This window comes from Gimesia algae (genome assembly GCF_007746795.1).
Taxonomy (GTDB): Bacteria; Planctomycetota; Planctomycetia; order Planctomycetales; family Planctomycetaceae; genus Gimesia; species Gimesia algae.
Genome location: NZ_CP036343.1, coordinates 6686894 through 6701125, shown reverse-complemented (window position 1 = coordinate 6701125; position 14232 = coordinate 6686894). Strand labels below are relative to the sequence as shown.

10 protein-coding genes are annotated in these 14232 nt (G+C 50.7%); 1 reads left to right on the top strand and 9 read right to left on the bottom strand.

Annotated elements, in window-relative coordinates; genetic code table 11:
* Positions 1-20: 20 nt before the first annotated feature.
* From Pan161_RS25155 to Pan161_RS25115, 9 genes are all read right to left on the bottom strand, one after another.
* Positions 21-1544, bottom strand: a complete 1524-nt coding sequence (locus Pan161_RS25155) for a type IV pilus biogenesis protein PilM (protein ID WP_145231483.1) — start codon at positions 1542-1544, stop codon at positions 21-23.
* A gap of 31 nt (positions 1545-1575) precedes the next feature.
* A complete protein-coding gene (locus Pan161_RS25150; protein ID WP_145231481.1) occupies positions 1576-3267 on the bottom strand; it encodes a type II secretion system minor pseudopilin in 1692 nt (563 codons plus the stop codon).
* Between the two features lie 21 nt (positions 3268-3288).
* Positions 3289-4197, bottom strand: coding sequence for a prepilin-type N-terminal cleavage/methylation domain-containing protein (locus Pan161_RS25145; protein WP_145231480.1), 909 nt, complete (start codon positions 4195-4197; stop codon positions 3289-3291).
* The gene (locus Pan161_RS25140) at positions 4194-4661 is read right to left on the bottom strand and encodes a type IV pilus modification PilV family protein (RefSeq protein WP_145231479.1); all 468 of its coding nucleotides are present in this window, start codon (positions 4659-4661) and stop codon (positions 4194-4196) included. The genes Pan161_RS25145 and Pan161_RS25140 overlap by 4 nt, the downstream gene beginning before the upstream one ends.
* Entirely contained in the window at positions 4658-5278 is a 621-nt protein-coding gene (locus Pan161_RS25135) for a prepilin-type N-terminal cleavage/methylation domain-containing protein (RefSeq protein WP_197995510.1), read from the bottom strand. Before Pan161_RS25135 ends, Pan161_RS25140 begins: the two co-directional genes overlap by 4 nt.
* Positions 5279-5327: 49 nt before the next feature.
* Positions 5328-5780: a type II secretion system protein GspG gene (locus Pan161_RS25130; protein WP_145231477.1), complete on the bottom strand. Its 453-nt coding sequence runs from the start codon at positions 5778-5780 to the stop codon at positions 5328-5330.
* A 93-nt stretch (positions 5781-5873) separates the two neighbouring features.
* Positions 5874-7082 carry a type II secretion system F family protein gene (locus Pan161_RS25125; RefSeq protein ID WP_145231476.1) on the bottom strand — a complete coding sequence of 403 codons (1209 nt, stop codon included), beginning with the start codon at positions 7080-7082 and terminating at the stop codon, positions 5874-5876.
* Positions 7083-7143: 61 nt separating this feature from the next.
* Complete coding sequence (locus tag Pan161_RS25120) at positions 7144-8826, bottom strand: GspE/PulE family protein (RefSeq protein WP_145231475.1); 1683 nt, start codon at positions 8824-8826, stop codon at positions 7144-7146.
* A gap of 56 nt (positions 8827-8882) precedes the next feature.
* Complete coding sequence (locus Pan161_RS25115; RefSeq protein ID WP_145231474.1) at positions 8883-12683, bottom strand: secretin N-terminal domain-containing protein; 3801 nt, start codon at positions 12681-12683, stop codon at positions 8883-8885.
* Between the two features lie 421 nt (positions 12684-13104).
* On the opposite strand from Pan161_RS25115, the gene Pan161_RS25110 reads away from it, so the two are divergent.
* Positions 13105-14223, top strand: coding sequence for a hypothetical protein (locus tag Pan161_RS25110; protein ID WP_145231473.1), 1119 nt, complete (start codon positions 13105-13107; stop codon positions 14221-14223).
* The last annotated feature ends 9 nt before the right edge of the window (positions 14224-14232 follow it).

Genomic DNA, 14232 nt, shown 5'->3' with positions numbered 1-14232 from the left:
CAGGTTTACTATTGACCTGATCAATTCCCATTCTGTTTTGCCTGTACAGCGGGCTGCGGTATTTCAGCCCGCGGAGGAAGTTTTTCTGCATCTATTTCAAACGGAACCGGATACTCGGGATCATAAGTTTTGTTTGTGCTGCGTTTGGGGTGCACTCGAAAGTTATTTTTGGACAGCTGCTGATTGAGATCGCGGGCATCCAGATCTTCTTTCGCATTACCAATCGCTCTCAGGCGACTGAGTGACTGACTGGATGAACGGTTTACATCGAGTTCGCTCAGATAAATGCGATCAGTTCCTGGCAGAACAGTGTCCAGTTCCTGCAGGACTTTCAGTGTTTCGGAATTGGAGTTTTCCCATTTCTGAATGAGAGCCACTGATTCTAAAGTAGGCTGTCCCCGTTTTAGCAATTCATCCAGATCGCGCTGGATCTTTTGTCGATCGGCAATTTGCTCATCAAGATCAGAAACACTCTGGTGGGTCAAATAGAGAGCCGTCAGCAGAATCAGTCCTGTTCCGACCAGTCCCAGTCCCATTTGCAGTTTGCGACGATCCGGTTTTTGATCCGCTTTATGGGGATGCAGAAAATCGACGATCTCGAGGTGCTTCTGGTGTAGAGAATACAGGATACCTAATGGGCCTGCCAGAACACCAGGAGAAGTCAGTTCTTCTGGAGGCTCCTGTGAAAACTGTTCCTGCTGTAACGGATCGATGACTTCGACGGTGCACTGCAGTCGTTCCTGTAATAGAGTGGCGCAATCCGGACGACCGCCAATCAATAATATCTGGTTTATTTTTTCACTGCCGAGCTGTGAACTCCGCGAGAGTAGAAACCGGTTGATTTCTGTCTGAATCGTCTGATCCACGACTGTGGGGTCTGAAGAACCCATTGCTGTGGAACTGGTGAATGAAATTTGTTGCTGGTGGACGAGAGTCATCTCCAGGTTTGTTTCGACCAGATTGACGATGAGCGCTGGTGCTTCCATACCAGCAGGTATGATGTGGTTGATCCAGACGGCTGCGTTGATCGAGCTGATTCCCGTTGCTGTGATCTCCAGGCCCATTGATTGAAAAGTTTTAATAACATGATCGTGGGTCTGTTTTGCAATACTGGCTACCAGGACTTCACGGGTTGCTTTTCCTCCGCGGGCGGGCAGCAGCAGATAATCCAGCATTAGTTGATTCAGGGGAACTGAAGATCGAGTTGCGGTCTGCAGGTGGACAATTTCCGGAACTTCTTCGAGTGGAACTTCGGGGATTTCCAGTAGTCGGACCGTTGTCTCGTGACGGGGAAACGAAATCAGAATCTGTTTTGTTGACAGTTTCAGGCGGCTGAACTCATTTTTCAACCAACTGCCGGCAGAGACAGGGTCTTTTTCCGGATGCAAGTGTTCGGGCCAGGTAATTTGAAATACGCGTTTTACGGAGACTCCGCCAACACCGATGTGCCCTTCCAAACCGGTGAGTTTTGTTTTTTCCCAATTGATTGCCAGATAGTCTGCCATGGTCTGATTCTCAAAAAACGTCAGTGATTGATATCTCAATTATAATTTCTGATTCGGATTGATGTAGAAGTTATTCTTCCTGCGTCAATCCCTGTAAGGTAGAAACGGGGTAACCGCTTCCCAGATTACTGAGGTCACGAACCGCTGTGATGCGTGGCGGAATAAATGTGCCATCAATCACGGCTTCCATGCGTGTGAGCGGTCCTCCCTGGCCGTAATATCCCAGAGCCTGCACACGAAAGACATCTCCGCCACTACAGATGTAGGGGGCCAGTAATCTCATTTGTTCAATTGTCGTAAGCCCTTCAATCACAAGCCATCCTGTTGTCTGGCGTGCCTGACTGATTTCAGTAGAAGGGGCTCCATTTGTAGCAGTTATCTGGGAATTAACGATCGCGTTAGCCAGATCTGCTTCCATCCCGGGAATGCCCAGCAATGTTTCCAGACGTGCCTCATCGATCTGGATTCGGCCTTCAATGTATTGATTTTTGGATGTGGTCAGCAGATCATGAAGTAGGGGAAGTTCGGCAGTCATTGCCCCCGGATCAGCCAGCCAGGGACTGGAGAGTGTCGTTTTTGTTCCATCGATTTCTGTTTCGACTTCGGAACCAATCAGGTCGAAGAGTGAATTGATGGTAAATGCGCCACCCGGAGTGAGGTCCATGCCCCCCCGGGTCACAGTTACTCCTTCTTCAGAAAACATCGCTTTGGCAATTCCGTTGGCGAGTTCATTGAGTGCCTGTTTCTCACTCATGCTGCCCCCCACAGTAGTGCCCGTAGAACCTGATGACAGATCACTCTCCATGACAACGGGGCCGTTTAAACGATAGGCAACGATGAACCGGGCTTCATCGGGACCAAGTTCAGTTTCGAGCGCATCGTAGAGTTCTGTGAGCATGGTCTGGTTCACGTTAATCTTTTCGGAACCATCAGGGCGGATATTCATTTCGCGGCTGTGAACAGTAAAGTATTCACACCAGCCAGCATTGAGAACGCCATCCGCATTGTCATTGGGTAGCGTGGCATCGCCGTCATTCTCATTAAAATCCAGGATCCCGTTGCGGTTGGTATCTTCGCCGTAGAGCAGTTCCGGTGTAATGTCACGAACCAGTAATAACTCATCCAGTGATTCCAGAGGACCATTTTTTGTGAAATAGGGTGTCTCTAATGTTTCGTAGTAATCGCTTTCTGCTCCATAAGACCGGGTTTCGTCGTCATCGTCGATCCAGTCGAGAATCGCAGCGGCAATGTCTTCGGTCATATTAGGAATATACATCAGACGATCGACGGCAGCGCCTTCTTCATTCTCTTCTTCACTGGCTAGAATGTTCAGATTCAACTTACCCGATTCATTGATTAAGCCAAAGCGGATTGTTTTCGAAGCGGTATCTTTTGTCACTGGTGCTACAACACTGAAATAACCGCTGGCACGCGGAACATCAGCGGGTAGTAAATTGATGTTCTGAAACTGATCCGGATTATGATAGGAGTTCCAGCCATCGATGTCTGAGCGATCACCTATATAGGCGGCGGCGAGTTCGATTCCGGACAGAGCCAGCTCTCGTGACTGGATTGAACGCCCGTAAATATTTGTCGCTTCCACTTCGACAATCATTAATTCTGAGAATGTGTAAGCGCCCAGAGTGAGCATGACCACCACCACAAGCACCACAAGCAGCGTGCTGCCGGCACGTAGCTTCAGCGCGTGTTTCTGTTGAGAAAAACTATCGGGCTGAACCTGTTGTAATGTGTATGATTTCATACGGTAATCTGCAATTAAATATTAAAACGTGGTGGTATCCTGAGTCGTGGTCTGCAACGTCGATGGCAACGCCAGCGGGAGGGCAATCACCATACTGAACTTGTTCTCATAACCATTGATTTTATCATTCGTGATTATTTCAAGACCTTCGATCTTTTCGTTTTGAAAGCCGATGGTCACTTTGATTGCCTGAGGGACGGTTCCGTATTCGATGCTATCCCAGATTTCCAGCCAGTCCGTACCATCAAAATACTGAAACTGCAGGCTGCTGATTTCCGCTGCCAGCAACTGTGACTGCTGAGCCAGTACTTCGATGTCAGCTGAATTATCAGCCATGCTCATTGCCAGCCGATCACCTTCAAGCCGAGCGAGTCCCTGTGTACTCTGGCTGGTAGTTGCCGTATTGCGATATCGATCTCCGACGGCCCCCTGTAGACCATCCGCGCCAGCGATCGCCAGAAAATAAGAGACCGAGAGCAGGTCGCTCTGCATCGTGGAAGAATTGCCCTCACTCGCGACGAACAGTGGCTGTCTGCCGGGACGACTGGTGTGCAGGACCAGTGACTGGGCATCACCAAACACGCCGATATTACCTGAAGTGTAGGCGTCATCTGGATTAGTCACTTCGATTACTACTTCATCGGTCTCTGTTTCGGAGGAGCCTGAAGAGGTTTCCTCTTCGACCTCTGTTTTCTGCATGTATGTGACAGAATGTAAATCATGCGAGATCTTCTGGAAGACTGCTCGTGCGATCTGCGCGCGTTCGACCTGTTGCTGGCCGATGGTGGTATATTTCCAATACAGGTCGAGAGCAGAATAGATTGCGGCCAGTAGCAGACTTGTCAGCCCAATCGCCAAAATGACTTCCAGCATCGTAAAACCGGAAGACCGAACGGGGTTTCTGTTCTGGCGGGCAGTATGGATTCTCATAACTGTTCCTCCAGTGTTGTGTCGGTCGTTGTTTCCACAGTATTGGCGGCATCGAGCAGCATGGCGGGATCGCGCACCTGGCGAATTAATTGATAACTGGACGTGACGGTTTCCGAGTCGCCGGCGTATTGTACGAGCACCGTCAGTTTCAGCATATTTTCATAGTCGCCCGGTTCGACATTGAGACTCCATTTCCAGTTTTCGCTGTCATCATCGAACGCGGACATCGACACCGATTGCATAGGCTGAGCGCCTGCCAGTACCTCTGCGAGGATCGACTGGCATCTGAAGATCGCCTGGGTTCTTAACTGAGTCTGTACAGCGGCCCGGGAGCCAATACCAATTAACTGGCTGAGAGCCGTTAAGGCGCCTAGAAAGATTGAGAGAGAGATCAACACTTCCAGTAGCGTCAAACCCGCGCGGTATGAACTGTGATTTGCTGAAGTCCGATGACGAACCTTCATGGCGATTTCTCCTGTTTGTAAGAAATCGTCGTGTTTCCCGTCAGTCCGCGAACTTCGATACGCGCTACTTTTTGCTCTTTTTTCAGGATGTCATGCTGCAGGTCGAGGGCCGCGGTTCCATCGGGATAGAAGGTGATGGGGAACGAGCTTTCAACCCAGCGTAAATCTTTTGCGTTGGGGAGGCCGGACAGCCACTCAAACGGGATGATCGGTTCGGTGACTGTAGCGGATACTGTTTTGTTGAACTGAAATTCTTCAGGCAATTCGCGGACGAGGACAGCATCGCTGGTACCTGTTGTTGCAGCGCCGTTTTCTTCGGTATTGATTCCCAGCAGCCCCTGGTCAACCGGAACCACCAGGTACTGATTTCCTCCCAGTTCCAGGTAGACGTGAAAATTCACGCCATGTTCAATGGCGCGAATGCGGGCGGCAGCGAAAGCCGAATCCACATCCTGCATACTTTGACGCAGGCGGTTACTGGAACTGATTCGCAGGACGGCAGGCCAGACCACGGAAACGAGCACCAGCAACAATGCCAGTACCAGCAGCATTTCGAACAGCGTAAAGGCTGATCGGTGCTGATGCGCGTTTCGAAATAGGTGTGGCTGTTTTGTCACGTGCGATATCCTCTGAATTCATCTGCTGCAGGCCTTTGGCTATGTCAGACTATTCGTTCAGATCCCAGTTGTTGACATCATCGCCGGAACCATTTTCATCCTGCTGATTGGGACCGGATGACCAGATCGCAGGTTTGGTCGACTTGGCTTTGTTGTTGGGATACTCATAATGAAAGACCTCTCCCCAGGCATCCAGGGGAATGGATTCGATAAAGGGTTCAGCTGCCTGTCCATCAGAGCTGACAGGTTGCATCAACAGTTCCAACTGTTCGGGGCCTCCTTGCGGGTATTCGCCATTGTTCTCAGTAGCATACAGTTTGAAGGCCTGTTCCAGATTATGAATACTGGCACGAGTGGCTTTAATATTGGCTTTTTTCTGGCTGCCCAGCAGGTTGGGAACTACCATGGCTGCGATGACCAGAATGATTCCCAGTACAATCAGCATTTCCAGCAGCGTAAAACCGCGACGTTGTGGTTTGGTTTGTGATTTGATTCGATACATGTCTCCATCCTTTTTGCTATATACATTTCCAGAAGGAATGATTCTGGGTTCTACCCGTGTGAAGATAAAACCGATCTGATATTTCTACATTTATTATAGTAAACCGGAGCTTTGAAAAACCGGTAAAAGCAACGCTAACATCACAAAAACCACAACTGCTGCCATCAACAGGAGCATTAACGGTTCCAGCATACGCACAAACATGTCCAGTTTGCGGTTGGTTTGCCGTTCCATGTTGTTGGCAATGTCAATTAACACCTGTTCGAGGTTATTTGCTTCTTCCCCGACGGCAATCATCTCGACGACTTCTTCGGGGAACTGACCACTCGATGCGAAAGGCTCGGCGATTGATTTTCCAGCAGAGATACTCTCAGCCGCTTCTCCAATCGACTTGCTGATTACTTTGTTACCGGCGGCATCTTTAGCGATTCGAAGTGACTGTAGAATGGGGACCCCATTGGCGAGCAGTGTGCCCAGAATGCGGCAGAAGCGGGCAATCGCCAGGCTGCGGACTACATCACCCAGGCCATAGGCATTCAGGCGGAACTGATCGAATTTGAACCGACCTTCCTTCGTTTCGATATACTTATAAACTGCGACAACCGCCATTCCGATCGAGAAAAAAATGATAAACCAGTAAGATTGCATAAACGCACTGAAACCCAACAGGGTGGTCGTGGCCCAGGGGAGTTCGCCCCGCTCAGACATCCTGGCAAAAATCGGTTCAAATTTCGGTACGAAGTAAACCAGCAGAAAGCTGACGATGACGGTTCCGAATGTTGTGAGAAAGGCCGGATAGATCATGGCACCTACAACGCGATTTTTCAGTTCTTCCTGATGATCAGTGAAACTGGCGATGCGTTTGAGCACGTCTTCCAGGAAGCTGCCTTCTTCTCCCGCACGGACCATGCTGACCGCGAGTTCGGAAAAGACTTTCGGATGTTGTCCCATGGCAACGGCGAGCCGGGTTCCGTCAGCAACTTCCGCACGGACTTCTTCCAGTACCTGTTTGAGGGATGGATTTGTGGATTGTTTATTTAACAGTTCCAGAGAACGCAGCAGGGGGACACCCGATTTGAGCAGATCTGCCAGTTGAGTATAAAAGATCGAAAGATAACGGGCGCGAACACGGCGTCCGGAGTGTTTCAGCTGGGCTTTTGCTTTATCTGCCAGATCAACTTTTACCGGAAACAGGCTGCGCGCGGCCAGTGAATTCAAGGCATCCTGCTGATTGGATGCCGACAGAATCCCCGTGACCTGGCGGCCCGTTGCTTCGCGTGCGATGTATTGAAAATCCGGCATGGTTCTGACTCTGGTAGTGTTTGTTTACTAAAAAATCATTCCTGGTTTGATTGGATTTTGATTATATATCACCCTTGGTCACGCGGAGAATTTCATCGATGGATGTCACCCCCTCCAGTACTTTCAGCCAGCCAGCATCTCTAAGTGTCTGCCAGCCGTTCTTGCGGGCATAGTCACGGATCTGACCGGAACTGGCATGCTCGGTACATAATTTTCGGATGACTGCATCATTGATCAGAAGTTCCAGGATACCAATTCGTCCGGAGTATCCCATTTCACGACAGTGGCGACAGCCGACCGGTTCCCAGAGTTCTTTGATATCTTGAACAGGAAAATCTGGAGGGATCTTATCCGGATGCGGTTCGTAAGGACGTTTACAATGTTTGCAAAGCACGCGCACGAGGCGTTGTGCTAAGACAGCTTCGACCGTGCTGGCGACGAGGTAGGATTCGACACCCATGTCAATCAGTCGTGTAAATGCACCGGGTGAATCGTTGGTATGCAGCGTGCTGAATACCAGGTGGCCAGTTAAAGATGCCTGGATTGCACTGTTGGCCGTTTCACCATCGCGAATTTCCCCGATCAATACAATATCGGGGTCGTGACGTAAAATACTGCGGAGACCAGCAGCGAACGTGAGCCCGATTTTGGAATTCACCTGAATCTGGCTGATGCCTTCACTATGGTATTCGACAGGGTCCTCCACGGTAATAATTTTGGTTTCCGGGTTTTTGATTTCGTTTAAGGCACTGTAGAGAGTCGAAGTTTTACCACTCCCTGTTGGGCCAGTAACCAGAATGATGCCATGCGGCAGTTCGATCATCTCACGAAATGATTTCAGCATCTCAGAATTCAGGCCAACATTGTCCAGGCGAAAGACCATGCGTTCTTTATCGAGCAGACGCATCACGATGCCCTCACCGTAGATCATAGGAATGATCGAAACACGGACGTCGATTTCCCGGCCGGTGATGCGAAGCTTGATGCGTCCATCCTGAGGCAATCGCTTTTCAGCAATATTCAGGTGCGACATGATTTTGAGACGCGTGATAATGGCCGAATAAAAATGATTGATTTCCGGAGGGACTGATTGCACTCGCAGCAGGCCGTCGACACGGTAACGGACAACGAGCCCGGATTCGTGTGGTTCGATGTGGACGTCACTTGCCTGCTGCTGCAGCGCTTCGATCAGCAGTTCATTCACCAGGCGAATGACGGAAGCGGTCTGCGCCATGTCCGCCAGTTCGCCATGTTCTTCGGAGACTTCTTCCAGAAGTTCGACGCCATCCTCTGCGGCCCGTTGTGAGACGAGTTCATTAATCGTATCGCCGCCAACGCCCAGGTTTTCCTTGATCAGTTCCATCACATCAGCATGTAATGCCAGGACTGGCTCAAGATCCAAACCGCTCAGCGAACTGAGTTCGTCGATGGCTTCAAAATCAAATGGATCTGCAGAGGCGACCAGGACGCGACCATTGTTGCGCTGCAGAGGGAGCAGGGCATTTTTAAAAATGGGTGTCGCGGGAAACTGGGCCAGCAGTACCTTATCAACCTGATAGTCTTTGAGCTCAAAATATTTCATACCCAGTTCTTGAGCAAAAGCTTTGAGCAGATCTTCCTCGGAAGCCAACCCCATCTCCATGACAACGCGGTCCAGACGATTTCCGTTCGCCGCCTGCTGTGCTATGAGCAGTTGGCGTTCGTCAAGGATGCCACGTCTTTGGAGAATTTCACCGATTTCCATGGAGTTGACTCAATGGTTTGATATCAGAAGATTGGAATGGAAGTTGTAATGTTGTATCAGCGACCACGACCACGGCTGGAGCGACTGCTGCCGCCTCCGCGTGTGCTGCCACCATCGCTGCCCGGGAAACGAAAACCACGTGAGCTGCGACCGCTGAAGGGAGAACCGCCACGGCTGGAATCGCCTCCCGGCGCACTACCGGCGCCCATGCGTTCGCGCATGCGCTGTTCAAAGAAGTTACGGATTTCTTCGCCACGGTCACTGGAATCTGAGGGAGATGTTGACTGGCCAGGGGAAGCAGACGTCGGGTCGGTTGTTTTTTTGCGTGTATCACCAGTGGTGCTCACGGTGACATTAGGTAGCAGTGAAGTCAGGGCGTTTTGGATCAAAGCCGAGTTCCCATTATTCAAAGTGACGACCTGAACCGATTTTCGTGACATCTTCGCAGAGTAATCCAGTTCACGCACCAGAGATTCGATTTCCTGAAACAGGGAATCACTGGCAGAGACGAGTAGTTGATTTGCATTTTCATCCACACTGACGGCAAGCCGGGCTTCTGCCGGCTGCGCACTGGAACCGCCTGCAGCGCCTCCCCCCATCATGGCGGCGAAAGGATTACCGCCTCTGCGCGAGTTGTTCTGCTGTTGTGGTGCCTGCAGGTAATCTTTGTAAAGTTCTTTGACGATGTTGGCGACTTCTGTTGCTGATGCGAACTCGACGGGAATGATACCCGGTGAACGATCTCGCAATGAAGCGGGTAATTCAGAAGTATCCAGGACTTTCAGCATCTGTTCCACAGAACGAACTTTATCCGATGGCCCCGTCACATAAAGTGCATTGGAGCGGACTTCTGGAATGATACGTAATGTTTGCGGTCCCATGCCCAGGGTAGTGAGTCCGGTGGCATCCATCAGGCTGCCGCCAATGTTGGAGATACCACCGAACATCCCGGAGCCCGAATCCATGTCAGAGACAGAACTGCTGGGAAACAGACTTTCCAGCATTTTGGCGGTGGCGGTGGCATCGGCTGAACGCAGGTAAAATACGGTCCACTGATTTTTCGGTGGAATCGCCTGTGTCAGCGCTTCAATCATATTTTCCAGTCGATTAAGAGCTTCCAGATCCATGGATGAAATAATCAGATTATCTCCATTTGAGGAAACAGCAACTGGATTCTTTTTTTCTCCCGGAGGAATGTTGGCTGGTTTATTATCGGTTTCCGGCTGTTGGGGGGATTCCTGTTTGCTGCTGGAACCTGCACCGTTATTCGGTTCTGGAGAGGATTCTGTTCTCTCGTCGCTGGCAGTAAAGAAAAACCGTTTTTGATTGGTCTCACGAACAGGTTGCTGCTGCCGAATAGGGCGATTCAAGGGAGTACTGGTATTTTGCGATGGATTGCGAAAACCCCGGTTACGATTGGGGGATTCTTCTTCTTCACCTCCGATAATGCGTTCTCGGATCAGATTATTTTCCGAGGGCACAACAATGCGGATCGGGTTTTCATCGCCTGAGGAAGCGGACCATAGTTTATTGATGAGTTCCATAATTTCACGGGAATCACGACCGCCCAGTGGAATGGTCCGGACAGGACCACGATCGCGGGGGTCCTTGGATCGACCCGATCCATCTTCGCCCAGTTGAGCCAGCAGCGCTTTGACTTGAATGACCTGATCGGGAGTGCCACGAATCAGGAGTCGCCGACCTAGCAGGTCGGCTTCAATGGTCGGGGCATCGTCACCGTCACGTAAGAAAAGAGACCGTAGTGTGGTGGTTGCTGAAATGGGATCCATCGAGCTGAGATTGATTACGGAAACAGACTGGCTGCCTCCTTCGCCATCCAGCTGTCGGATCATCTCGTCGATTTTTTCGTGCTCTTTATGAGTGGCGAGAATGTGGATTTTATTATTGCGGGCGTCTTCGTTGACGACGACACCCGGCATCATTGCATCCAGAGTTTTAGTTACTTCGCGTGAGTCGGCAGAGCTGACGCTATAAACATGCAGGAATGGTTTGTTGCCACCAGGCCCCAGCGGGTTGCCTTCATCAACGTCGATCGATTTGACGATTTCATCAGCGATTTTAATCTGATCGGGTGTCGCAGTGACCAGCAGACGATTCGTGCGGGGATCGGCTGTTACCTGGGTATTGGATTCTTTGCTGGGTTGTGGCTGTGGAGGACTTCCGCCTCGATCTCTACTACTGCCCCTGGAACGATAGTCAAAGTAACGGGAAGAGGTGGCACTGGCACTTACATTCTGTGTGGCAGCAGGCAAGCCAAACTGGCTACGGACAATTTTTTCCGCTTCCGTCGCGTCAATAAATTTCAGTTCAAAGGAGCGAAACGCCAGGTCGGTAGGCCCTGCGTTTGCCATGGCACCTTCCAGAAGTTTTTTCACTCGCGACAGATTACTGCCGATATCAGTCACTATGATGGAGTTGGCTGTGTTCAAAGCCACTGATTTGCCCTGTGGTCCCAGAATCGACTGCACTTCCTTGGCGACCTGACTGACGTCGACCCCTTCCAACTGGAAGGTCACGCTCATCAGTTCGTTTTTACCATGTTCGGTAATCTTTTCGGAATCGACAATCGGTACGAGGTTGGGTGGAATTCCGTTATCGATATTCAGAACCACCAGGAACTGATCGCGGCGGACAATGATATAACCTTTCTGAAGGAGATAGCCATTGATAATGTCGAGTGCTTCCGTGGGGGTGTAGGATCCCTGGTCGAAGTAATTAAAGGTTCCCGGAGGAACATCGTTCAGATCAAGTGTATAACCGGCTGATTCTGAAAACAGCTTCAGAACATCTCCCCAGGGGGCAAATCGGAAGTTAAAGGACATTTTGTTGACTGGTCCCGGCTTCTTCGCGGTCTGGGGCTGATCAGGGTCGGCAGGTTTGCTGGTTGCGTCGTTCTTAGCGACTGCATTGCCACCACCGAACGAGATGCGACGGTCTTCGGGTTTCAACCCTTCCGGTTCCATCGGAATTTGCGGACGTGGTCGTGGTGTCGGACTGGCATTACTGCTGACAGCCGGGGCACCGGGCTCAGCCGGTTTGGCTTCTGTGACCAGAGCCGGTCCCTGCATCTGTTTCCATTGGGTCTGCTGATCTTTGGTCAGTACGGCTTCGATTTTCTGATCAAATTCCTGCTGAACCTTGTCACGTTCTTCTGAAGTCGCACGGCGACCCAGTTCACGACGGGCGTTGGATCGCTGTTCTTCCAGTTCCGAAATCTGCTTCAGTTGGTCTTCAGTCAGCTTGAGTTGTTTGGCGGTATCGTCATTGGTCAACTGGCGATAGCCGGCATCCTGTAACTGCAGTTGTTTGAGTCGGGTGGCCTGCTTTTCGTTCAGCAGGCTCATCATTTTGGCTTCACCTTCGGTACGCTGCTTTTCGAAAGACGCGCTCATTTCTTCACGGACTTTGGTCCGTTCTTCATCCGTCTGAGCTTCCCGCATCCGCGTCATGAAGGGTTCCATACTTTCGCGAGTGGGGCGCATGCTTACTGCTGCTTCTTCAAGCTGCTTGATCTGGTCCGGGGTGAGCTGCAGCTCTTTTTGGACTTCTTCGCGATTGATCAGGGAACCGATGCCTCCCCGAGGGCCACCGAATCCGCCTCGACTGCCGAATCCGCCCCGGTCTCCGCCAAATCCACCACGGCCTCCGAATCCGCCTCGATCTCCACCAAAACCTCCGCGATCGCCGCCAAAGCCCCCGCGGTCACGTCTGCCACCCCGATCGCCTCGGTCTTCCGTTTCCTGTGCCTGTACTGAACTCATGAGAATGTCAGAGCAGGGGATCAGTCCCATCAAGGCGATCATAAAAAAGACGTGGAATTTGATATTTCTCATCATTTGCATGGCGATTCTGATATCAGGCGTAAAAAATCAAGAATAAATGTGGACTTATGGATACTGATTTGGGGTATGCCACAGGAGTCCTTAAGAACTTCCAAAACATCATTTTGTTTTGTAATGTGGTCTTTGCATCGCTGAATCTACTGACTACAGGCTAAGTTGCCTCATAATCAAATACAAGGTTATTTAAGTGACTAGCGTACTATCATGTTATACTTCAACAGTTTACAGCTCGTTTCAAAGATCTGGGGATTCTTTTAGAATTCATCGACCGGTTTCCCCTCGACGGGTGTTTCTAATGTCAGATACTGAAATTCTACTTGCATCTCTAACGGACAGATGCGCAAAATCATGGTATCTGTTTATTAAACACGGTAATACCCGTCGAAGACCGCTCTAAATGTTGCGGAGTAAGAAAATGTTCCGTTTTACCACTCTCCTGATTCCTTCTGTACTGCTGGTAGGGTTTTGCACTGATCTGGCATATGCGCAGCCAGGTGGCGATAGTCGCTCACGCGGCTTCATGTCGTTTCTGGATCGTAACAAAAACGGGGTGATTGAGGCCTCTGAATTTGATCAGATGCCGGGGCGTTTCAAGGAAACTCTGGAAGCGGCCGGCGTAAATACATCACGCGACATGAGCCAGCAGGAATTCGAACGGATCATGCCTCAGGTGATGGAGCGCATGCGCAGCCAGCGCAGTTCGTTTGGTGGTGGAGATCGACGAGACCGCGGCAGTCGTGGTGGGGATGACCGCAGTCGTTTTGGTTCTTCCCGTGGTTTTGGTGGCCCTCCGGGCGGTTTTTCCCGGCCCGGCGATGATCGAGGTGGCGATGATGATCGGAGCGGTGGTTTTGACCGTGATGCTAGGCGCAGCCGCTACGGCTCGTTTGAGCCAGATCGGGGAGGCGCGTCAGACTCTTCTACAGCTAAACGTTCCGGCAGCAGTCCTTCGAGCAGCGCTTCCAAAAATGAACCGGCCAAGCCTGTTCGCACGACAGTCGACCTGAATCAGGATTTTGTGCCTCACGACATGGATCAGGATGGTCAGATTGGCCTCTACGAATGGCGTAAAAATATTCCGACCAAGCTTGGTGATTTTTTCACGATGGATCTGAATGGAGATGGATTTCTAACGCCGAAAGAAATCAAGCTTGCCAAAGAGGGGAAAACACAGCGGAGTGCAGCCTCCTTCATGTTCGCTTTGAATAGCGGGCAGACTTCTGCAAATCCCCTGGCTGCGAGCGGCAGTTCTGCAACTCCCGGAACAGCAGATGCTTCGAAGCAACCTACACCTGAGAAGACATCCCAGTCGGAGTCAGCTCAGGTTTCTGTGCCCAGTACCGACCCGCTGGTTGCACAGGCAGGCTATTTCTTTAAACTGGTCGACCGGGATAAAGATGGCTCCGTTTCCCCTGCAGAATGGAAAAAGAGCCGCTCCATGCGGAAGCTGTTTGAAGAGGCAAATATTGATCTGACAGTTTCCATGCCTCAGGAACAGTTTGTAAAACATTACCTGGAGATCAAGAAGAAGTAAACTGTCGAC

What these genes read in the sequence shown, in the direction of transcription:
- Pan161_RS25150 (WP_145231481.1), bottom strand. Translation starts at nt 3,267, where the DNA reads ATGAAATCATACACATTACAACAGGTTCAGCCCGATAGTTTTTCTCAA.
- Pan161_RS25145 (WP_145231480.1), bottom strand. Translation starts at nt 4,197, where the DNA reads ATGAGAATCCATACTGCCCGCCAGAACAGAAACCCCGTTCGGTCTTCC.
- Pan161_RS25140 (WP_145231479.1), bottom strand. Translation starts at nt 4,661, where the DNA reads ATGAAGGTTCGTCATCGGACTTCAGCAAATCACAGTTCATACCGCGCG.
- Pan161_RS25130 (WP_145231477.1), bottom strand. Translation starts at nt 5,780, where the DNA reads ATGTATCGAATCAAATCACAAACCAAACCACAACGTCGCGGTTTTACG.
- Pan161_RS25125 (WP_145231476.1), bottom strand. Translation starts at nt 7,082, where the DNA reads ATGCCGGATTTTCAATACATCGCACGCGAAGCAACGGGCCGCCAGGTC.
- Pan161_RS25120 (WP_145231475.1), bottom strand. Translation starts at nt 8,826, where the DNA reads ATGGAAATCGGTGAAATTCTCCAAAGACGTGGCATCCTTGACGAACGC.
- Pan161_RS25115 (WP_145231474.1), bottom strand. Translation starts at nt 12,683, where the DNA reads ATGATGAGAAATATCAAATTCCACGTCTTTTTTATGATCGCCTTGATG.
- Pan161_RS25110 (WP_145231473.1), top strand. Translation starts at nt 13,105, where the DNA reads ATGTTCCGTTTTACCACTCTCCTGATTCCTTCTGTACTGCTGGTAGGG.